Consider the following 20,556-nt stretch of genomic DNA (forward strand, 5'->3'; position numbering starts at 1 on the left):
GCCTTGCGTGAGGCCGTGTACCGGCATGTGGCGATTCGGAAAAAGTGACTGATGTTCATCTTACCGGCGGGGCGTACCGCCAGTAACCTCCGGCGCATCGGCCACCCGGAGGAGCACGCATGCCCCCACGCACCCGCACGCTCAGAACCGCCGCAGCCGCGGCGGTTCTCGCTCTCGGTACGTCCCTTCTCGCCACGGTCCCCAGCGCCGGAGCGGCGGAGCCCGAAGCTCTCGCCGTCACCGATCACTGCGAAGGCCGGTGCGCGGACATCCTGCCGCCCGGCGAGAACGGCAACGCCACTCTCGTCCAGATCCTCGGCAACAAGGCGTTCGGCACCCACCCCCCGCACAGCGACGACCAACTCGACCGCTACAACGGCCTGGTCGCGGGGCACACGAGTCTCACCGACCAGAAGCTCACCGACTTCTTCAACGACGCCTCGTTCGGTGTCGCCGCGGACCAGGTGGAGTCCGTGACGAAACCGCGCGAGGACGTCACGATCACCCGGGACAAGAAGAGCGGCGTCCCCCACATCAAGGGCACCACCCGCTACGGCACCGAGTTCGGTGCGGGGTTCGCCGCCGGGCAGGACCGGCTGTGGCTGATGGACCTCTTCCGGCACATCGGACGCGGCGAACTGACCTCGTTCGCCGGGGGAGCGCTGGCCAACCAGGGCCTGGAGCAGCAGTTCTGGCCACAGGCCCCGTACACGGAAGCGGATCTCGAAGCCCAGGTCGAGCGGATCAGGGCCACCGAAGGCGCGCGCGGCGAACAGGCCATGGCCGACGCCCAGGCCTACGTCGACGGCATCAACGCCTACCGGGTGAAGTCGAAGAACGGCCGCTACTTCCCGGGCGAGTACGTCCTCACCGGAAAGATCGACTCCATCACCAACGTGGGCGAGATCCAGCCGTTCAAGCTGACCGATCTGATCTCGATCGCCTCCGTCGTCGGCGGGCAGTTCGGCGGGGGAGGCGGCGGCGAGGTCCAGGCCGCGCTCTCCCTGCTCGCCGCCCAGCAGAAGTACGGCGTCCAGGAGGGCACCCGCGTCTGGGAGTCCTTCCGCCAGCGCAACGACCCGGAGGCCGTCCTCACGGTCCACGACGGCACGTCCTTCCCGTACGCCGAGAAGCCCGACGTGGCGCGTGGCACCGCTCTCCCCGACGCGGGCTCCGTCACCCCCGAACCCCTGATACACGACCGCACCGGCTCGGCCGGCACGAACGCGAAGGCCCCGGTGAAGGCGCCGGCCGCCCTCGCCCCCCTCCAGGGCATGTACGACGACGGCGTCATCCCGGAGGGCTCGCTGCCCGGGTCCGGCGACGGCGCGAACAAGCGGGGCATGTCCAACGCGCTCCTGGTGTCGGGCAAGCACACCGCGAGCGGAAACCCCGTCGCCGTCATGGGCCCCCAGACCGGCTACTTCGCCCCGCAGCTGATGATGCTCCAGGAGCTCCAGGGCCCCGGCATCAGCGCCCGTGGCGTCTCCTTCGCGGGAGTCGGCATGTACATCCAGATGGGCCGCGGGCAGGACTACGCCTGGAGCGCCACCTCGGCCGCACAGGACATCACCGACACGTACGCCGTCGAACTCTGCGAACCCGACGGCTCCGCGCCCTCCAAGAACTCCACGCACTACCGCTTCCGGGGCGCCTGCACCGCGATGGAGAAGCTGGAGCGCACCAACTCCTGGAAGCCCACCGTCGCCGACTCCACTGCCGCGGGCTCCTACCGGATGCAGGTCTGGAGGACCGGCTACGGCATCGTCACGCACCGCGCGACCGTCGACGGCAAGCCCGTCGCCTACACCGCGCTGCGCACCACCTACCGGCACGAGGCCGACTCCATCATCGGCTTCCAGCTGCTCAACGACCCGGCGTACGTGACGGACGCGGCCTCCTTCCAGCAGGCGGCGAGCCACATCGACTACGCCTTCAACTGGTTCTACGCCGACTCGCGCACCACGGCCTACTACAACAGCGGGATGAACCCGGTGCGCGCCGCAGGGGTGGACGCCGCGCTGCCGGTCAAGGCCGAGAAGGCGTACGAATGGCGGGGTTACGACCCGGCGGCCAACACCACCGACTACACCCCGTTCGCCGAACACCCGCACTCCAGCGGCCAGGACTACTACATCTCCTGGAACAACCGGCAGGCCGAGGACTACTCCACCGCCGCGTTCGGCTTCGGGTCGGTGCACCGGGGCGACCTGCTCGACGACCGGGTCTCCGCACTCGTCGCGGACGGCGGCGTCACCCGTGCCTCCCTGACCCGGGCCATGGCCGAGGCGGCGCTCACCGATCTGCGCGGCGAGCAACTGCTGCCCGAACTGCTCAAGGTGCTGCGCTCCCAGCCGGTCACCGATCCGGAACTCGACGCGGTGATCCAGAAGCTCGACTCCTGGCGAGCCGCCGGCGCCCAGCGCAAGGAGACGGCACCGGGGTCGCACGCGTACACCCACGCCGACGCGGTACGCGTCATGGACGCGTGGTGGCCGAAACTGATCGAGGCAGAGTTCCGGCCCGGGCTCGGCGACGGGCTGTACTCCGCGCTGACCGCGAACCTGGCCACGGACGAGTCCCCGGCCGCCAGCCACGGCCCGAGCGGGGCGCACAGCGGGTCCGCCTTCCAGTACGGCTGGTGGGGCTTCGCCGACAAGGACCTGCGCCAGGTGCTCGGGCAGACGGTCAAGGGGCCGCTCGCGAAGACCTACTGCGGCAACGGCGACCTGAGCGCCTGTCGTTCCGCGCTGCTGAGCACCCTCAAGGCCGCGGCGGCCGTCCCCGCTGCCACCGTCTACCCGGGCGACGACAGCTGTGACGCGGGCGCCCAGTGGTGCAGCGACGCCATCGTGCACCGCCCGCTGGGCGGGATCTCGCAGAAGACGATCCACTGGCAGAACCGGCCGACGTACCAGCAGGTCGTGGAGTTCCCCTCGCACCGCTGACCCCGCGGGCCGCGAGAGTCCGGCGACCGCCGGCCGGGCCCGGTGCGGGCCGGGCCGGCGGGCCGGGCCGGTTCCGGGGGCGACAGCCGCCCCCGGAACCGGCCGGTGCTCACCGGTAGAGGAGGTACTCCTTGCGTGTCGCGCGGAACGCGGCCAGATCCGCCGACCAGGCCCCCACCACCTCGTCGGTGCCGGCGCCCGCGTCGATCATCGTGCGGACCCGTGTGTTGCCCGTGAGCTTGTCGATCCAGTTGTCCGACCGCCACGCGAACCCGCTCCACGTCCGCTTCGCGGTGACCAGCAGCGCGATGCCCGTGCGTACCGGGTCGAACACCTCCCGGTCCTGGACGTGCAGTTGCACCCCGCCCACCGTCTTCCCCTGGAACTTGGAGAACGTCGGTGCGAAGTACGCCTCGCGGAAGGCGACTCCGGGCAGCTCCAGCGCGTTCGCGGCAGCCGCCCACCGGTGGTCGACGCCTTCCGCGCCGAGCAGTTCGAAGGGACGCGTCGTCCCGCGCCCCTCCGAGAGGTTGGTGCCCTCGAACAGGCAGGTGCCCGAGTAGACGAGCGCCGTCTCCGGTGTCGGCATGTTCGGGCTCGGCGGCACCCACGGCAGGCCCGTCTCGTCGAAGAAGTCCGACCGCCGCCAGCCGGACATCTTCACGACGTCCAGCTCGACCGGCTTGTCCGCCAGGAACTCCGCGGCGAAGAGCAGGGCGAGCTCCGCCACCGTCATGCCGTGCGCCTGGGCGATCTCCCTGCGCCCCACGAACGTACCGAACGCCGGGTCGAGCACGGGCCCCAGCGCCGCCCGCCCGGTCACCGGGTTCGGCCGGTCCAGGACGACGAACCGCTTGCCCGCGAGCGCCGCCGCCTCCATGCAGTCGTACAGCGTCCAGATGTACGTGTAGAAGCGCGCGCCCGCGTCCTGGATGTCGAAGACCACCGTGTCCACGCCCGAGGCGGTGAAGACGTCGGCGAGCGGCCGGCCGCTCTTCAGATACGTGTCGTAGACCGGCAGCCCGGTCGCCGGGTCGTCGTAGCGGCCCTCCGAGCCGCCCGCCTGCGCCGTCCCGCGGAAGCCGTGCTCCGGACCGAACACGGCGGTCAGGTCCACCCGGTCGTCGGGGTGCATCACATCGACGATGTGCCCCACGTCCCGGGTGATGCCGGTGGGGTTGGTGACGACGCCGACCTTCTGCCCGGCGAGCAGGCGGTAGCCGTCGGCGGCCAGCCGTTCGAAACCGGTGCGGACCCGGGTGTGCGAGGCCCCGGTGCCCCGCCCGGCGGCCAGGGCCGTCCCGGGGCCCGCTGTGGTCGCCGCGAGGGCGCCCAGCGCACCGCCGACGGACAGCACACCACGTCTGGACAGGGTCATTCCGCTACCTCCATGATCGCGCCGACTGTCATGGTCACGCACGCTAGCGCGGGTGCGGGCCGCACGGAACGGCCACGACTGGGCAGATTCCCAGTCCTGCCCCGAACCTCTTCCCCGATCACATACCGACTGGTTAGTCTGCCGGGGGAGACGGCGGAGAGAGGCGGGACCGATGAGTACGGTGCACGGCGCTGGCGTAGTGGTGACGGGAGCCGGGGGCGGCATCGGAGCCGCTCTCGCCCGCAGGTTCGCCGACGAGGGCGCGCGGGTCGTCGTCAACGACCTCGACGGCGGCCGGATCGAGGCGCTCGCCGAGGAGATCGGCGCCACCGCCGTCGCGGGGGACGCCTCGACGATCGTGGAAGCGGCACGCGACGCGCTCGACGGCACCATCGACGTCTACTGCGCCAACGCCGGTCTCGCGTCGGGCGGAGACGCCTTCGCCGAGGAGGACGTCTGGGCCGCCGCCTGGGACGTCAACGTGATGGCACACGTCCGGGCGGCCCGGGCGCTGCTGCCCGAGTGGCTGGAGCGCGGCAGCGGCCGGTTCGTCTCGACCGCGTCGGCGGCGGGCCTGCTGACGATGATCGGCGCGGCCCCGTACAGCGTCACCAAGCACGGCGCCGTCGCCTTCGCGGAGTGGCTCTCGCTCACCTACCGGCACCGCGGGATCAAGGTCCACACGATCTGCCCCCAGGGCGTGCGTACGGACATGCTCACGGCGGCCGGATCCGCGGGCGACCTCGTGCTCGCCCCCACCGCCATCGAACCGGAGGCCGTAGCCGACGCCCTGTTCGAGGCCATGGAGCAGGACCGCTTCCTGGTCCTGCCCCACCCCGAGGTGGCGGGCTACTACCGGGCCCGTGCCAAGGATCCCGACCAGTGGATCGGCAACATGAACCACCTGCAGCAGAAGTGGGAGGGAGCCGGCGCATGACCGACTCGATCTACGCCGCGAAGCCCTGGACCGCCCTGCTCAGCGAGGCCCAGCTCGCTCCCGTGCACCCCGCCGAGACCATGGTCCACGCCTTCCGCGCGGCCGTGGCGCGGGCCCCGGAGCACACCGCCCTCGCCTACTTCGACGGCCGCCTCAGCTACCGCGAGACCGACGAACTGTCCGACTCCGTGGCGGGGCACCTCGCCGCCGAAGGGCTGCGGCGCGGCGACCGGGTCGCCATCATGCTGCAGAACACCCCCCAGTTCGTGCTCGCCCTGCTCGGCGCCTGGAAGGCGGGCGCGACCGTCGTCCCGCTCAACCCGATGTACAAGTCCGGCGAGGTCGGGCACGTGCTGACGGACGCGGGGGTGACCGCGCTGATCTGTTCGGACCGGGCGTGGGAGTCCTATCTGCGGGCCACCGCCGAGGCCGCCCCGAGCGTGACGATCGCCGTCACCGCCTGCGAGCTCGACCTCCAGTCGGCCGACGACCCCCGTGTGCTCGGTTTCGAACGGCTCCCCGCACCCGGCCCCGAAGCGTGGGCCCACGACCTGGTGACCGTAGCGCGCCGTGGCCTGCCCGCCCCGTCGGACCGGGAGCTCACCGCGTCGGACACCGCCCTGATCAGCTACACCTCGGGAACGAGCGGCACCCCCAAGGGCGCCATGAACTCCCAGGGCAACATCATGGTCAACGCCGAGCGCCAGCGCACCGGCCACCCCATCGGCGAGGGCTCCGCCTACTTCGCGCTGGCCCCCCTCTTCCACATCACCGGCATGGTGTGCCAGCTCGCCGCCTGCGTCGCCAACGCGGGCACCCTCGTCCTCGCCTACCGCTTCGAGGCGAGCGTCGTCCTGGAGGCCTTCGCCGAGCACCGCCCCGCGTACACGGTGGGCCCCTCGACCGCCTTCATGGCACTCGCCGCGCACCCGGCCGCCACCCGGGAGCACTTCGCCTCCTTCCAGGTGATCTCGTCCGGCGGCGCACCGCTGCCGCCCTCGCTGGTCGAGAAGTTCCGCGACGGCTTCGGCCCGTACATCCGCAACGGCTACGGGCTGACCGAGTGCACCGCGCCCTGTGCCTCCGTACCGCCGGAGCGCGAAGCGCCCGTCGACCCCGCGTCGGGGACGCTCTCCGTCGGTGTCCCCGGTCCCGACACCCTGGTCCGGATCATCGACGAGAAGGGCGACGACGTCCCCTTCGGCGAGCAGGGCGAGATCGCCGTACGCGGTCCTCAGGTCGTCTCCGGCTACTGGAACCTGCCCGAGGCGACCGAGGCGGCCTTCCCGGACGGGGAGCTGCGCACCGGTGACATCGGCTTCATGGACACGGCGGGCTGGCTCTACGTCGTCGACCGCAAGAAGGACATGATCAACGCCTCCGGTTTCAAGGTGTGGCCCCGGGAGGTCGAGGACGTCCTCTACACCCACCCGGCGGTCCGGGAGGCCGCCGTCGTCGGTGTGCCCGACGCCTACCGCGGAGAGACGGTCAGGGCCTACGTCAGCCTGCGTCCGGGCGCCGGCGCGGAGCCCGGCGAGCTCAGCGCCTACTGCAAGGAGCGGCTGGCCGCGTACAAGTACCCGCGCGAGGTGGAGATCCTGACCGAGCTCCCCAAGACGGCGAGTGGGAAGATCCTCAGGCGGGAACTGCGTTCCCCCCGTTAGAACAGTTCACGCGGTACGAGAGGGCAGGTGGCGGCAATGGCCAAGGCGACGGACGGGGACGGTACCCCCGTCCCCCAGAGGCTGCTGGCCGCCGCCACCCGCCTGTTCGCCGAGCGCGGCTACGACCGCACCTCGGTCCAGGAGATCGTCGAGGCGGCGGGCGTCACCAAGGGGGCGCTCTACCACTACTTCGGCTCCAAGGAGGATCTCCTCCAGGAGGTCTACGCCCGGGTACTGCGGCTCCAGCAGGAGCGGCTCGACGCCTTCGCGGACGCCGAGGCGCCGATCGAGCAGCGGCTGCGCGACGCGGCGGCGGACGTGGTCGTCACGACCATCGAGAACCTCGACGACGCCTCGATCTTCTTCCGCTCCATGCACCACCTGAGCCCGGAGAAGAACAAGCAGGTGCGGATCGAGCGCCGCCGCTACCACGAGCGCTTCCGTGCCCTGATCGAGGAGGGCCAGCGCCTCGGCGTGTTCTCCTCCGCGACCCCGGCGGACCTGGTCGTCGACTACCACTTCGGCTCGGTCCACCACCTGTCCACGTGGTACAGCCCGGACGGCCCCCTCACCCAGCAGGAGGTCGCCGACCACCTGGCCGACCTGCTGCTGAGGGCCTTGCGCCCCTGACCGCGAGCCGGCTCAGTGGGCGGGCGGGCAGAGGACCAGCAGGCAACTGCGGACCTTCACGTCGTCGACGACCGGGCCGCCGGGCCCGGGACTGGTGCTTGTGAACGTCAGGGTGACGGAGCCCTTCAGCAGGTTGGTGAACACGGCGGTCTGCCGGGTGTAGCCCATGTCGCGGAACTGACGGCCGGTGACGTCGAAGCTGAAGGTCTTCACGAGCGTCCCGTCGACTCTGAGTTCACCCGTCTTGAGGGCCGGGGCCCACGCCGGGTTGCCGGCCAGCTCGAAGCTGACGACGTACGAGGTCAGCGGGAGCGTCGGTATCACCTGCGAGACGCTGCCGGACGTCGTGCCGTTGAGGTCCAGAGACTGGCTGCCCTCGGCCGCGTCCCAGAGCCGGTCGGACGTCACGTCGACGCTGTCGCCGCCCACCGCCCAGGGGCCCGCGGTCTGTCCGCCGGGGACCGTGGTGAAGGGGGCCGGAGCGGGGACGACGGGCACCTCGAAGCCTCCGTCGGCGACGTCCGCCGGGACGGTCCGTGTCTGGGCCGAGGCGGTCGTGGTGGAGGCGGCGGTCAGCAGGAGGGCCGCGGCGAACACGGCGGCGGACAGCTGGAGCGGGCGCATGGAGGGCCTTTCGGTTCACGCGACGCCAGGGGCGGGGCTCCCGGCCGGAAGCCCAATCGGAGTGTGCGGCCCCCGGCATGCCCCGCCAAGAGGCCGGGCCACGGCGCGTGAGGCGTGCTGAGCAGGCAGAACACCGCGAAAGCACGCCCCCGGCGCGCGGCCGGGCGCCGAGTGCTCCGGCACACGCGAAGAGCGGGCCCTGTCGAGGGAGCCGTCTTCGTGCCTGAGGAGGGGCGGCACCGCTCGGACCCCTGCCCCCGCGCAGGGCCGCACTTCCGTCCGGTGAGCGAACACGCCTGTCCGGATTCCACCTTGACGGTACGCGGTCATCTGCCCGAGCATCGGGGGCGCACATCCAGCCCCACCGCTCCAGGCCCAGGGCCGTGCACGGCCCTGAGACCCCCCGCACGTTCCGTCAGTCCCCGAACGGAATCCGGAGCCATCGATGAGACCTGTCCGCCTCAGATCCTTCTCCGCCGCCGCACTCGCCGTCGCGGCGCTGCTGGCGACCGCGGCACCCGCCGTCCAGGCCGCTCCGGCGGCCGCCGCCGCGGCCCCCGACATTTCCCTCGCCAACGTCAAGGCGCACCTCACCCAACTCCAGTCGATCGCCACCGCCAACGGCGGCAACCGTGCCCACGGCAGGGCCGGTTACAAGGCGTCCGTCGACTACGTGAAGGCCAAGCTCGACGCCGCCGGATACACCACGACGCTCCAGCAGTTCACCTCCGGCGGCGCCACGGGCTACAACCTGATCGCCGACTGGCCGGGAGGTGACCCGAACCAGGTCCTCATGGCCGGCTCCCACCTCGACTCGGTGTCCTCCGGCGCGGGCATCAACGACAACGGCTCCGGATCGGCAGCCGTGCTGGAGACCGCCCTCGCCGTCTCCCGCGCCGGGCTCGCACCGGACAAGCACCTGCGCTTCGCCTGGTGGGGCGCCGAGGAGCTGGGGCTCGTCGGCTCGAAGTACTACGTCAACAACCTGGCCACCACCGAGCGTTCCAAGCTCTCCGGCTACCTCAACTTCGACATGATCGGCTCGCCCAACGCCGGCTACTTCGTCTACGACGACGACCCGGTCATCGAGCAGACCTTCAAGGACTACTTCGCCGGGCTCTCGGTACCCACCGAGATCGAGACCGAGGGCGACGGCCGCTCCGACCACGCGCCGTTCAAGAGCGCGGGCGTGCCCGTGGGCGGCCTGTTCACCGGGGCCAGCAACACCAAGTCCAGTGCCCAGGCCCAGAAGTGGGGCGGAACGGCCGGCCAGGCCTTCGACCGCTGCTACCACTCCTCGTGCGACACGACGGCGAACATCAACGACACCGCCCTGGACCGCAACAGCGACGCGGTGGCCCACGCGGTGTGGACCCTCTCCGCGGGCACGGTCACCCCGCCGACCGGGACCGTCTTCAGCAACGCCGCCAACGTCAACGTGCCCGACAACGCCGCCGCCGTGACCTCCTCGGTCGCGGTCACCGGCCGTACGGGCAACGCTCCGTCCGCACTCAAGGTCGGGGTCGACATCAAGCACACCTACCGCGGTGACCTCGTCGTCGACCTGCTCGCACCCGACGGGACCGCCTACCGGCTGAAGAACTCCAGCAGCAGCGACTCGGCCGACAACGTGATCACGACGTACACCGTCGACGCGTCGAGCGAGACCGCGAACGGGACCTGGAAGCTCCAGGTCAGGGACGTCGCCGCCCAGGACACCGGCTACATCGACAGCTGGCAGCTCACCTTCTGAACCGCCGGGGAGGCGCCGGCGGGCGCCTCCCCGTACGGCTGTCAGAGGTACTTCTTGATCTCACGCCGCGCCAGCGACCTCTGGTGCACCTCGTCCGGACCGTCCGCCAGCCGCAGCGTCCGCGCCGAGGACCAGAGCTCGGCCAGCGGGAAGTCCTGGCTGACGCCTCCGGCGCCGTACAACTGCACCGCCTTGTCGAGGATGTCCACCACCGCGCGCGGGGTGGCGATCTTGATCGACTGGATCTCCGTGTGCGCGCCGCGGTTGCCCACCGTGTCCATCAGCCACGCCGTCTTCAGCACCAGCAGCCGCAGCTGCTCCACCGTCACCCGGGCGTCCGCGATCCAGTTCTGCACGACACCCTGCTGCGCCAGCGGCTTGCCGAAGGCCGTACGGGCCACGGCACGCCTGCACATCAGCTCGATCGCGCGCTCGGCCATGCCGATCAGCCGCATGCAGTGGTGGATCCGGCCCGGCCCCAGCCGGGCCTGCGCGATGGCGAAGCCGCCGCCCTCCTCGCCGATCAGGTTCGCGGCGGGCACGCGTACGTCGGTGAACACGACCTCGGCGTGACCGCCGTGGGAGTGGTCCTCGTAGCCGTACACCTGCATCGCACGCCGGACTTCGAGGCCCGGGGTGTCGCGCGGGACGAGGATCATGGACTGCTGACGGCGGATGTCGTCGTTGTCAGGGTCGGTCTTGCCCATCACGATGAAGATCGCACAGTCCGGGTTCATCGCCCCGGAGATGTACCACTTGCGCCCGTCGATGACGTAGTCGTCGCCGTCCCGCCTGATCCGGGTCTCGATGTTCGTCGCGTCCGACGAGGCCACCTCAGGCTCCGTCATCGCGAAGGCCGAGCGGATCTCACCGGCGAGCAGCGGCTCCAGCCACTGCTTCTTCTGCTCGTCGGAGCCGAACTGGAAGAGCACCTCCATGTTCCCGGTGTCCGGGGCCGCGCAGTTCAGCGCCGTCGGAGCCAGATGCGGGCTGCGGCCGGTGATCTCGGCCAGCGGGGCGTACTGGAGGTTCGTCAGGCCGGCGCCGTACTCCGCGTCCGGCAGGAAGAGGTTCCACAGTCCCTGCCTGCGGGCCTCCGCCTTGAGGTCCTCCATGATCTGCGGGGTGTCCCAAGGAGACGCCAGCCGCGCGCGCTGTTCCTCGGCGACCTGCTCGGCCGGGTGGACGTGCTCGTCCATGAACGTGAGGAGCCTGGTGCGCAGCTCTTCGGTCCGGGCGTCGAATGCGAAGTCCATAGGGGTGTTCAGCCTTCCTGGAGGGTGGTGAGGCCGTGCGCGATGAATACCGGGACCAGGTCGCCGATGCGGTCGAAGCCGGCGCCGACGGTCTGGCCGAGGGTGTAGCGGTAGTGGATGCCCTCGAGGATCACGGCGAGCTTGAACCAGGCGAAGGCGGTGTACCAGGAGATGGCGGAGGTGTCACGGCCGGAGCGGGCGGCGTAGCGCTCGATCAGCTCGGCGGGGTCCGGGTGACCCGGGGCGCCGCTCGTGGTGGACACGGGTGACTCGGGAAGGCCCAGGTCGGAGCTGTACATCACCAGCAGGCCGAGGTCGGTGAGCGGGTCGCCGAGCGTGGACATCTCCCAGTCCAGGACCGCCTTGATCCGGTCGTCCTGACCGATGAGGACGTTGTCCAGACGGTAGTCGCCGTGGACGACGGTGGGCGCGGGGGAGACGGGGAGCTCCCTGCCGAGTGCGGCGTGCAGCTCGTCGATCCCGGCGAGATCGCGGTTGCGCGAGGCGTCCAGCTGCTTGCCCCAGCGCCGGAGCTGCCGGTCCAGGAAGCCGTCCGGACGCCCGAAGTCGCCGAGCCCGACGGATGCCGGATCGACGGCGTGCAGGTCCACCAGGGTGTCGACGAGCCCCAGGACGACACCCCGGGTGCGCTCGGCGCCGAGCGGGGCGAGCTGCTGGGCGGTGCGGTACGGGGTGCCCTCGACGTACTCCATGACGTAGAAGGGCGAGCCGATGACCGAGTCGTCCTCGCAGAGCAGCAGGGTCTCCGGTACCGGGACCGCGGTGGGGTGCAGCGCGCTGATCACCCTGTGCTCACGCTTCATGTCGTGCGCGGTGGCCAGCACGTGCCCCAGCGGGGGCCTGCGCACGACCCATCGGCCCGCACCGTCGGTGACGACGTAGGTGAGGTTCGACCGCCCGCCCTCGATCACCCGGGCGTCCAGCGGTCCGTTCACCAGCCCCGGCCGCTCGCGGTCGAGATGGCCGCGCAGCAGGTCGAGATCGAGACCTGGCGGATGGACTGGGCTCATGGTGCGCACCTCCGGGGCGGTTGGACGTCGGGACCATGATGCCGACCAGTCGGTATGTCGTCCAGTGTCCTTCCGGAATCCGGGAGGTGATCTCCGGCTCCCCGCCCCGGCCGTGGGTCAGTCGTCCCAGCCCTGCGCGGCCACGAACGCGTCCCCGTGCGCCGCCGACCAGCGGCCCAGCGCCTCGATCGGCTCCAGCAGCGTCCGGCCGAGTTCGGTCAGGGCGTACTCCACGCGCGGCGGCGCCTCGGCGTAGGCCCGGCGCTCCACCAGGGCGTACTCCTCCAGCCTGCGCAGGGTCTCGGTCAGCACCTTGGAGCTGATGCCGCCGATCTCCGTACGCAGTTCACCCGGCCTCCGGGGCCCCGCGCCGAGCGCGTACAGCACGACGGGATTCCAGGTGTTGCCCAGCAGGTCGAAGCCGAGCCGCGCCCGGCAGTCCGCGAGCAGTCGGTCCATGAGCTCCCCTTCCCTCGCCCGTCAGGCACCGAACGGTGCGTAACGGGTCCCCTAACGTCCCCTTCGGTACGACGCTACGTGACGGGTGTTCAGGGGAGAGAGACATGCGCATCGGCATCATCGGGACCGGCAACATGGCGGAAGCGCTGGGCGGACGCTGGGCGGCGGCCGGCCATCAGGTGCTGTTCGGCGGGCGGTCCGCGGAACGGGCCGGGGCACTCGCGGACCGCACCGGCCAGAGCGCCGGCACCCTGCGGGAAGCGGCCGCCTTCGGCGACGCCACCCTGCTCGCCCTGCCCTACGACGCCGTGGCGGGCGTCCTCACGGCACTCGGCGCTGCGGACGGGGCGCTGCGCGGCCGGCTGCTCGTCGACTGCACCAACGCCGTCGGGCCGGGCTTCCGGCTCACCACCGGCACGGGCCCGGGGGCCGCCCGCACCATCGCCGGCCTCACCGGAGCACGGGTCGTCAAGGCCTTCAACCACCTGCCCGACTCCGTGTGGCGTCTCGACCCGCCCGCCTTCGCCGAAGGGCCCGTCGCCGTCCCGCTGTGCGGGGACGACGCCGGCGCGCTGGAGGCGGTCGGGACCCTGGTCCGGGACCTCGGCTGTGTCCCGCTGCCCGTGGGCGGGCTCGACCGGGCCGCGTACCTGGAGGCGACCACGGCGTTCCTCATCGGGCTCTGGCACTCCGGCCACGACCCGCGCACGCTGCTGCCGCCCTTCGAGGCCGTCACGGCCTGAGTTGCGGGGACCCCGGCCCACGCCGATCGTCGGAGGATGAAGGCGATCAGCTACAGCAGATACGGAACGGCCGACGTCCTGGAGTACGGCGAGCGCCCCGACCCGAAGGTGGGCCCCGACTCGGTCCTGGTGAAGGTGCGGGCCGCGGCCGTGAACCCCGTCGACTGGAAGGCACGCGAGGGCTACCTCCAGGCCGGGCTCGAAGCCGTCTTCCCCGTGATCCCCGGCTGGGACGTCTCCGGGGTCGTCGTCCAGCCCGGCGCTGCCGTCGACGAGTTCGAGGTGGGGGACGAGGTCATCGGCTACGTCCGCGAGGACTTCCTCTCGCGCGGTACCTTCGCCGAGTACGTCGCCGCCCCCGTGCGCACCCTCGCCCGCAAGCCGCTGAGCCTGAGCTTCGAGGAAGCCGCCGGCCTGCCGCTGTGCGGTCTCACCGCACACCAGGTGCTGCACCGCACCCTGAAGATCCAGGAGGGCGAGACCGTCCTGGTCCACGCGGCGGCCGGGGGCGTCGGCTCGCTCGCCGTCCAGCTCGCCCGGCACGCGGGCTGCCGGGTCGTCGGCACCGCGGGGCCCCACAACCACGACTACGTACGCGAGCTGGGCGGCGAGCCGGTGGAGTACGGCGACGGACTCGCCGCCCGGCTGCGGGCCGTGAACCCCGAGGGCTTCGACGCGGCCTTCGACACCGTGGGCGGGGAGGCCCTCCGGGTCTCCGCCGAGACCCTGGCCCCCGGCGGCCGGCTCGCGTCCATCGCGGACGCCGAGGTCTTCTCCTACGGCGGGCGCTACGCCTTCGTACGGCCCGACGCCGCCGACCTCACCCACCTCGCGGAACTGGCCGAGCAGGGGGTCGTCTCCGTACACGTGGACCGGGTCTTCCCGCTCGAACAGGCCATGGACGCCTACCGGCTCAACGAGCAGGGGCGGACCAGGGGCAAGATCGTCGTCACCGTGGACGGGGACGGCTGAGACCGTACGGCCGGGCGCCGGCTCAGAACACGGTCGCCGCAGCGAACACCGCGAGCGCGACCGTGCAGCCCGCGGCCGTGACCGCGAGGCGCGGCGACAGCGTGGCCGGCTCGGACGCCCCCATGGCGGACACCCGGCGGTGCGCCGCCGAGAGGAACCCCAGCCACGCCAGCAGGCTCAGCGCGACCGCGAGCACCCCCACCGCGCTCGTCCCGACGTACAGGCCCTGGCGGACCGCGAGCAGGCCCACCACCGTGCACGCCAGGGTCGTGCGCCGCCAGGCCAGCCGTGTCCGTTCGGGCTGGAGACCCGGGTCGCGCACCGGGCCGGTCACCTGCCCTCCCAGCCGAACAGCACGACCACCACCATCGCGACGGCCACCACGGCGACGACGAGGCTGATCAGCGCGGGGAAGCGGGAGACCGGCAGATCCTCACCGCGCCGCATCGCCCGCTCGCACCGCACCCAGTGGTTGACGGCCCGCAGCGCACAGAGCACCCCGGCCGCCAGCAGCCCGAGGGCCAGCCCCGTCCGGACGCCCCAGGCCAGTCCCGGCAGGAACTGGTCCACGGCGAAACCGCCGCCGATCAGGGCGAGAGCCGTCCGGATCCAGGCCAGGAAGGTGCGCTCGTTGGCGAGGGAGAAGCGGTAGTCCGGGGTGTCGCCCTCCTCGCGTATCCGCCCGGGCGCGAACCACAGCCGCAGCCCCCGCACGAAGTCGCCGCTCATACGGTGCCCCCCGCTCCGCCGCCGGCCCGGAACTCCCGCAGCCGGTGGTAGGCGTCCAGCCCGTCCGGCACCCACTCCCACTCGTCGAGCCGCTCGCGCAGCTCCGCGTCGCTCAGGAACGTGTGCCAGGCGACCTCCTCCGCCTGCGGGTCCACCGGGAGTTCGCAGCGCACCTCGTAGACGTACGACCACCAGCTGTGCCCAGGACCCTCGTAGAGGAACTTGAAGAGCGGTACCGGCCGGGGGAGGCCGGAGACCCCCAGCTCCTCCTCCGCCTCCCGCAGCGCCGCCTCGTCGTACGACTCGCCCGCGCCCACGACCCCGCCGACGAACATGTCGTGGTGCGAGGGGAAGACCAGCTTCGACGGCGTCCTGCGGTGGACGAAGAGCCGCCCCTCCGCGTCCCTCGCCTCGATGAAGACGCAGCGGTGGCGCAGGCCGCGTGCGGTCGCCTCACCGCGTGGCGCCTGCCCGACGACCTCGTCGTTCTCGTCGACAATGTCCAGGATCTCGTCAGCCGGAGTCATGGGGTCCATCCAACATCAACCGGTCGGCGGCCGTTGATCCGTGCCGGTCCCTCCCCTCCGGCATCGCCGGGTGCAGCCCCAGCAGCACGATCCCCGCGACGACCGCCGCGAGCCCCACGGCCTGCCAGGCCAGGGCGGCCGGGTCGGTGCGTACCTGGTCGCCGAGGAAGCCGATCCCGCAGACGATGCCCGACAGCGGCTGCGCCGCGGTGAGGGCGGGCAGGGACTCCCGCAGAGGCCCCGCCTCGAACGCGCTCTGAACCAGGAGCAGCCCCGTCAGCCCCATGACGAGGACGGCGTACGGCTGCCAGCTGGTCAGCAGCGCCCCCCACCCGTCCTCGGTCAGCCGCTCCCCGCTGACCCTGGTCAGCGCGTCCTGCAAGCCGTACAGCAGCCCCGCCGCCAGGCCGAGCATCACGGGGGTCCCACGGGTCCGGGGGTGTCTGGCACACGCGGTCAGGAGCAGGGCGAGCCCCGCCACCACACCGATCACCAGCCAGTGCCGCAGGGCCGCCGTCACCGCGTCCCCGCCGCGCGGCTGTCCGGCCAGCAGGAACGCGGTGACGCCGCCCGCCAGGAGGGCGAGGCCTCCCCAGCCCTGCCTGCCGAGCGGCTGGCCGGTCCGGTGGCGCGAGAGCGCCATCGCGAAGAGCAGGTTGGTCGCCAGCAGCGGTTCCACGACGGACACCTCGCCCTGACCGAGCGCCAGCGCGCCGAGGACCATGCCACAGACCATCAGGCCGATCCCGACGAGCCAGCTCGGCACCCGCATCAGGTCGAGCAGCAGCCGGGGAGAGAGGAAATCGCGCAGCGGCGCGCGCCGGGCGGCGTCCTGCTGGAGGACGAAGCCGAAGCCCAGACAGCAGGCGGCGCCAACCGAGAGGACGATCACCAGCACCGACACGGTCCGACGATAGCCCCGAGGCCGTGCCGGATCGGTGAGGGCGCCACCGGGCGGACGGTTGACGTGGGCGCGGCGCGTACCGAAGATCTGACCCACAAGTAACTTGTCGCCCCCGCCCGCCGCTGCGCGCGACCGCCCCCGAAGGATGGAACCCATGGCGTACGACGCCGACGTGATCGTGATCGGGGCAGGACTCGCGGGGCTCGTGGCCACCGCAGAGCTTGTCGACGCCGGCCGCAGGGTCATCCTGCTGGACCAGGAGCCCGAGCAGTCCATCGGCGGCCAGGCGCACTGGTCCTTCGGCGGGCTCTTCCTCGTCGATTCGCCCGAGCAGCGCCGCATGCGGATCAAGGACAGCCACGCGCTCGCCCTCCAGGACTGGTACGGCACGGCCGGCTTCGACCGCGAGGAGGACCACTGGCCGCGGCAGTGGGCCGAGGCGTACGTCGACTTCGCGTCCGGGGAGAAGAGGTCCTGGCTGCACGCACAGGGCCTGCGGTTCTTCCCCGTCGTCGGCTGGGCCGAACGCGGCGGCTACGACGCGAACGGCCACGGCAACTCCGTCCCCCGCTTCCACATCACCTGGGGCACCGGCCCCGGCGTCGTCGCGCCCTTCGAGCGCCGGGTGCGCGAGGGCGTGGCGAAGGGCCTCGTCCAGCTCCGCTTCCGCCACCGGGTCACCGGGCTCGGCCGGTCGGCCGGGGCGCTGGACACGGTCACCGGCGAGATCCTGGAGGAGAGCGGCGCCGAGCGGGGCACGGCGAGCAGCCGTGAGGTCACCGGCTCCTTCGAGCTCAAGGCACAGGCCGTGATCGTCACCTCGGGTGGCATCGGCGGCAACCACGACCTCGTCCGCGCCCAGTGGCCCGAGCGGCTCGGCACCCCGCCCGAGAAGATGCTCTCCGGCGTCCCCGCCCACGTGGACGGGCTGATGCTCGGCATCGCCGAGAAGGCGGGCGGCCACCACATCAACCGCGACCGGATGTGGCACTACACCGAGGGCATCGAGAACTGGAACCCCATATGGGACAAGCACGGCATCCGGATCCTGCCCGGCCCGTCCTCGCTCTGGCTGGACGCCCGCGGCAAGCGGCTGCCCGTCCCGCTGTTCCCCGGCTTCGACACGCTGGGCACCCTCGACCACATCATGAAGTCGGGGCACGGCTACACCTGGTTCGTCCTCGACCAGAAGATCATCGGCAAGGAGTTCGCGCTCTCCGGTTCCGAGCAGAACCCGGACCTGACCGGCAAGTCCGTGCGTGACGTGATCGGCAGGGCACGCGCCGACGTCCCCGGCCCGGTGAAGGCCTTCATGGACAAGGGCGTGGACTTCGTCGTCGAGAAGGACCTCGGCGCGCTCGTCCGGGGCATGAACGCGCTCACCGGTGAAGCGCTGATCGACGAGGACGCCCTGCGCCGCGAGATCACCGCCCGCGACCGCGAGATCGCCAACCCCTTCACCAAGGATCTCCAGGTCACGGCGATCAACGGCGCCCGCGCCTACCTCGGCGACAAGCTGATCCGCACCGCGAAACCGCACCGCATCCTCGACCCGGCCGCGGGTCCCCTGATCGCCGTGAGGCTGAACATCCTGACGCGCAAGTCCCTCGGGGGCCTGGAGACGGACCTGTCCTCGCGCGTCCTGACCGGCGACGGCACCCCGTTGCCCGGGATGTACGCGGCGGGGGAGGCGGCGGGCTTCGGCGGTGGCGGCGTCCACGGCTACCGCTCGCTGGAGGGCACCTTCCTGGGCGGCTGCATCTTCTCGGGCCGCACGGCGGGCAGGGCGGCGGCGAAGGCGACCGGCTGAGCGGAGCTACCGGCTGGGCGCGGGCGTTCCCGCTGGGCGCGCGCCCCGGCCGGGCGGCGCGCGGCGCCCGGCCCGGCGCCCGGGTCGAGGGACCACGGCCGGCCGGCCCGGGCCCCGGTCCGGGGGACCAGGGCCAGCCGGCCCGGCGCCCGGATCGAGGGACCACGGCCGGCCGGCCCGGCCCCGCGCCCCGGCCGGCGTCAGACGAGGCGCTCCACCACCCGGAAGCACTCCGCCACCACCATCGTGTCGTCGTCCACCGTGAACTCCGGGTCGTCCAGCGCCTCCCGCATCTCCTCGCTGTGCCAGAAGGCCTCGTGCCCCGCCCGCCATTCGGCGACGGAGGTGTGCCCCTCGCCCTCGTCGAGCACGTGCTGCAGTCCCACCGACCCCAGGGGCAGCACCCGCACCTCCGTCAGCTCCACCACGGCGACCTCCCGCCCGTCGGAGTCGATGAGCGCCGACCGCTCGCCCACCGGCGGGAGCTCCTCGCGCTCCGCCTCGTACTCCGCGAGCAGCCCGGTCGTGGAGACCTTCTCCCCCGAGAGCACCGCCGCCACCAGCCGGTCACGCAGCGGTCCGGGGAAGGCGAGGAGGTAGGGCTTGAGCGGTTCACGGTTCTCCATGGCGGCAGTGTGGCACGCGTCACGGGGCCCGCATCCGTCGCGGTCGCAGGCTTGACGCACCCCCGAAGCCCTGGTGATGGGAGGCCGCAGGTGTTCGAATGGGCGAGTGAACCGTCGTCCCTCTTCCTCCGCGTCCGAGCAAGGACCGCCCGAGCAAGGACCGCCCGAGCAAGGACCGCCCGAGCCAGGACCGCCCGAGCCAGGACCGTCCGAGCCCGGGACCACCGCGTCCGAGCCCGGGACCACCGCGTCCGAGCCCGGCGCCCCGGTGGGCCGTCGGCTCGTCCTGGGCATGCTCGGTCTCGGGGCCGTGGGCGTCGCTGCCGCTCCCGTTCTCCAGAAGGGCCTGGAGAAAGGACTCGGCGCGGTCGCCGACAAGGACCCGACCGGCCTGACCGGACTCCTCCCCAACGGAGGCGGTTTCCGCTACTACTCGGTCGTCTCCTCGGTGCCGAGGAAGAGTGCGGCCGACTACGGCCTGACCGTGGACGGCCTGGTGGAGCGCCCGGCGACGTACACCCTGGAGGCGCTGAAGGCCCTCCCGCAGACCCGCATCGTGCGTGACGTCCAGTGCGTGACGGGCTGGAGGGTGCCCGAGACGCCGTTCGAGGGGGTCCGGCTCTCCGCGCTGCTCGACGCGGCAGGGGTGGGGCCCGGGGCGAAGGCGATCCGCTTCACCTGTTTCGACGGGGCCTACAGCGAGAGCCTCACCCTCGAACAGGCGCGCCGCGACGACGTCCTGGTGGCCCTGCGCATGCGCGACGAACCGCTGGCACACGCCCACGGCGGCCCGGTCCGCCTGTACGTGGCCCCCATGTACTTCTACAAGTCCGCCAAATGGCTTTCCGGGATCACCGTCACCGACTCCGTGCGCCCCGGCTACTGGGAGGAACTCGGCTATGACGTCGACGCCTGGGTGGGCCGGTCCAACGGCCGGGACGACGCCCCCACCGTCTGAACTTGCCCCGAGGATCAGCCGATTCACCACCGCCGAGCGCTGGGTGCACCGCACCACGGCCTGGCTCGTGCTGCTCTGCGTGGCCACGGCCGCCTGCCTGTACGTCCCTCAGCTCGCCGAACTCGTCGGGCGCCGCCACCTCGTGGTGACCGTGCACGAATGGTCCGGGCTGCTGATCCCCGTACCGCTGCTCGCGGGTCTGGTCTCCAGGGCGCTGCGGGCGGACCTCTCCCGCCTCAACAGGTTCGGACCGCACGACCGCCGGTGGCTGGTGTCCGCCCTGCGCCGCGACCGTACGCCCGGTTCCCGCCCGGCCGGGAAGTTCAACGCCGGCCAGAAGATCTACGCCGCGTGGATCGCCGGGGCCGTCCTCGTGATGCTGGGCACCGGGCTGCTGATGTGGTTCACCGGGCTCACCCCACTGGTGTGGCGCACGGGGGCGACCTTCGTCCACGACTGGCTGGCCCTCGCGATCGGCATCGTCCTCGCCGGCCACATGGCGAAGGCGCTCGCCGACCCGGAGGCACGCCGTGGCATGCGCACCGGATCGGTCGAGCGCCCATGGGCCCGTTCCGAGCACCCGTTGTGGCGGGTGCCCGAGGAGTGA

At 71.9% G+C, this 20,556-nt stretch carries 20 protein-coding genes; 10 read left to right on the forward strand and 10 right to left on the reverse strand.

Annotated elements, in window-relative coordinates:
• Window positions 1–119: 119 nt before the first annotated feature.
• Window positions 120–2,948: a penicillin acylase family protein gene (locus ACFYQ6_RS24765; RefSeq protein ID WP_361574773.1), complete on the forward strand. Its 2,829-nt coding sequence runs from the start codon at window positions 120–122 to the stop codon at window positions 2,946–2,948.
• A 109-nt stretch (window positions 2,949–3,057) separates the two neighbouring features.
• On the opposite strand, the gene ACFYQ6_RS24770 is transcribed toward ACFYQ6_RS24765, so the two are convergent.
• A complete protein-coding gene (locus tag ACFYQ6_RS24770) occupies window positions 3,058–4,326 on the reverse strand; it encodes a DUF1343 domain-containing protein (RefSeq protein WP_361574770.1) in 1,269 nt (422 codons plus the stop codon).
• A gap of 172 nt (window positions 4,327–4,498) precedes the next feature.
• On the opposite strand from ACFYQ6_RS24770, the gene ACFYQ6_RS24775 reads away from it, so the two are divergent.
• Genes ACFYQ6_RS24775 through ACFYQ6_RS24785 form a run of 3 tightly spaced genes read left to right on the forward strand, consistent with a single transcriptional unit; the run spans window position 4,499 to window position 7,557 of the window.
• Window positions 4,499–5,263: an SDR family oxidoreductase gene (locus ACFYQ6_RS24775; protein WP_361574767.1), complete on the forward strand. Its 765-nt coding sequence runs from the start codon at window positions 4,499–4,501 to the stop codon at window positions 5,261–5,263.
• Entirely contained in the window at window positions 5,260–6,927 is a 1,668-nt protein-coding gene (locus ACFYQ6_RS24780) for an AMP-binding protein (protein ID WP_388764969.1), read from the forward strand. The genes ACFYQ6_RS24775 and ACFYQ6_RS24780 overlap by 4 nt, the downstream gene beginning before the upstream one ends.
• A 36-nt stretch (window positions 6,928–6,963) precedes the next feature.
• Window positions 6,964–7,557, forward strand: a complete 594-nt coding sequence (locus tag ACFYQ6_RS24785) for a TetR/AcrR family transcriptional regulator (RefSeq protein WP_388764971.1) — start codon at window positions 6,964–6,966, stop codon at window positions 7,555–7,557.
• A 12-nt stretch (window positions 7,558–7,569) separates the two neighbouring features.
• Here ACFYQ6_RS24785 and ACFYQ6_RS24790 read toward each other — a convergent pair whose 3' ends face one another.
• Complete coding sequence (locus ACFYQ6_RS24790) at window positions 7,570–8,181, reverse strand: DUF642 domain-containing protein (RefSeq protein WP_388764973.1); 612 nt, start codon at window positions 8,179–8,181, stop codon at window positions 7,570–7,572.
• 445 nt (window positions 8,182–8,626) lie between these two features.
• Here ACFYQ6_RS24790 and ACFYQ6_RS24795 point away from each other — a divergent pair, with 445 nt between their 5' ends.
• A complete protein-coding gene (locus ACFYQ6_RS24795; protein ID WP_361574755.1) occupies window positions 8,627–9,934 on the forward strand; it encodes a M28 family metallopeptidase in 1,308 nt (435 codons plus the stop codon).
• Window positions 9,935–9,975: 41 nt separating this feature from the next.
• Here the strand turns inward: ACFYQ6_RS24795 and ACFYQ6_RS24800 are convergent, their stop codons facing one another.
• From ACFYQ6_RS24800 to ACFYQ6_RS24810, 3 genes are all read right to left on the reverse strand, one after another.
• Window positions 9,976–11,190: an acyl-CoA dehydrogenase family protein gene (locus tag ACFYQ6_RS24800; RefSeq protein WP_388764975.1), complete on the reverse strand. Its 1,215-nt coding sequence runs from the start codon at window positions 11,188–11,190 to the stop codon at window positions 9,976–9,978.
• An 8-nt stretch (window positions 11,191–11,198) separates the two neighbouring features.
• A complete protein-coding gene (locus ACFYQ6_RS24805) occupies window positions 11,199–12,221 on the reverse strand; it encodes a phosphotransferase family protein (protein ID WP_361574749.1) in 1,023 nt (340 codons plus the stop codon).
• A 117-nt stretch (window positions 12,222–12,338) separates the two neighbouring features.
• Window positions 12,339–12,680, reverse strand: coding sequence for a helix-turn-helix domain-containing protein (locus ACFYQ6_RS24810; RefSeq protein ID WP_356740202.1), 342 nt, complete (start codon window positions 12,678–12,680; stop codon window positions 12,339–12,341).
• Between the two features lie 104 nt (window positions 12,681–12,784).
• Here ACFYQ6_RS24810 and ACFYQ6_RS24815 point away from each other — a divergent pair, with 104 nt between their 5' ends.
• Both ACFYQ6_RS24815 and ACFYQ6_RS24820 read left to right on the forward strand, forming a co-directional pair.
• Window positions 12,785–13,423: an NAD(P)-binding domain-containing protein gene (locus tag ACFYQ6_RS24815; RefSeq protein WP_361574746.1), complete on the forward strand. Its 639-nt coding sequence runs from the start codon at window positions 12,785–12,787 to the stop codon at window positions 13,421–13,423.
• Window positions 13,424–13,459: 36 nt separating this feature from the next.
• The gene (locus tag ACFYQ6_RS24820; protein ID WP_361574743.1) at window positions 13,460–14,395 is read left to right on the forward strand and encodes an NADP-dependent oxidoreductase; all 936 of its coding nucleotides are present in this window, start codon (window positions 13,460–13,462) and stop codon (window positions 14,393–14,395) included.
• Window positions 14,396–14,417: 22 nt separating this feature from the next.
• Here the strand turns inward: ACFYQ6_RS24820 and ACFYQ6_RS24825 are convergent, their stop codons facing one another.
• The 4 genes from ACFYQ6_RS24825 to ACFYQ6_RS24840 are packed head-to-tail and all read right to left on the reverse strand — an operon-like array spanning window position 14,418 to window position 16,555.
• A complete protein-coding gene (locus tag ACFYQ6_RS24825) occupies window positions 14,418–14,729 on the reverse strand; it encodes a DUF202 domain-containing protein (protein ID WP_361574740.1) in 312 nt (103 codons plus the stop codon).
• Complete coding sequence (locus tag ACFYQ6_RS24830) at window positions 14,726–15,124, reverse strand: DUF202 domain-containing protein (RefSeq protein ID WP_361574737.1); 399 nt, start codon at window positions 15,122–15,124, stop codon at window positions 14,726–14,728. The genes ACFYQ6_RS24825 and ACFYQ6_RS24830 overlap by 4 nt, the downstream gene beginning before the upstream one ends.
• On the reverse strand, window positions 15,121–15,651 hold the full coding sequence (locus ACFYQ6_RS24835) for an NUDIX domain-containing protein (protein WP_361574734.1): 531 nt from the start codon (window positions 15,649–15,651) through the stop codon (window positions 15,121–15,123). The genes ACFYQ6_RS24830 and ACFYQ6_RS24835 overlap by 4 nt, the downstream gene beginning before the upstream one ends.
• The gene (locus ACFYQ6_RS24840; protein WP_361574731.1) at window positions 15,638–16,555 is read right to left on the reverse strand and encodes a DMT family transporter; all 918 of its coding nucleotides are present in this window, start codon (window positions 16,553–16,555) and stop codon (window positions 15,638–15,640) included. The genes ACFYQ6_RS24835 and ACFYQ6_RS24840 overlap by 14 nt, the downstream gene beginning before the upstream one ends.
• Window positions 16,556–16,709: 154 nt before the next feature.
• Between ACFYQ6_RS24840 and ACFYQ6_RS24845 the strand changes: the two genes are divergently transcribed.
• Window positions 16,710–18,365: an FAD-binding dehydrogenase gene (locus ACFYQ6_RS24845; RefSeq protein ID WP_361574728.1), complete on the forward strand. Its 1,656-nt coding sequence runs from the start codon at window positions 16,710–16,712 to the stop codon at window positions 18,363–18,365.
• A 200-nt stretch (window positions 18,366–18,565) separates the two neighbouring features.
• Here ACFYQ6_RS24845 and ACFYQ6_RS24850 read toward each other — a convergent pair whose 3' ends face one another.
• Complete coding sequence (locus ACFYQ6_RS24850) at window positions 18,566–18,991, reverse strand: ASCH domain-containing protein (RefSeq protein WP_388764980.1); 426 nt, start codon at window positions 18,989–18,991, stop codon at window positions 18,566–18,568.
• A gap of 106 nt (window positions 18,992–19,097) precedes the next feature.
• Here ACFYQ6_RS24850 and ACFYQ6_RS24855 point away from each other — a divergent pair, with 106 nt between their 5' ends.
• Together ACFYQ6_RS24855 and ACFYQ6_RS24860 are read left to right on the forward strand one after the other, a co-directional pair.
• Window positions 19,098–19,949, forward strand: a complete 852-nt coding sequence (locus ACFYQ6_RS24855; protein ID WP_388764983.1) for a molybdopterin-dependent oxidoreductase — start codon at window positions 19,098–19,100, stop codon at window positions 19,947–19,949.
• On the forward strand, window positions 19,891–20,556 hold the full coding sequence (locus ACFYQ6_RS24860; protein ID WP_388764985.1) for a cytochrome b/b6 domain-containing protein: 666 nt from the start codon (window positions 19,891–19,893) through the stop codon (window positions 20,554–20,556). The genes ACFYQ6_RS24855 and ACFYQ6_RS24860 overlap by 59 nt, the downstream gene beginning before the upstream one ends.

The sequence above is a fragment of the Streptomyces sp. NPDC005494 genome (genome assembly GCF_042872025.1).
In the GTDB taxonomy this organism is placed as follows: Bacteria; Actinomycetota; Actinomycetes; order Streptomycetales; family Streptomycetaceae; genus Streptomyces.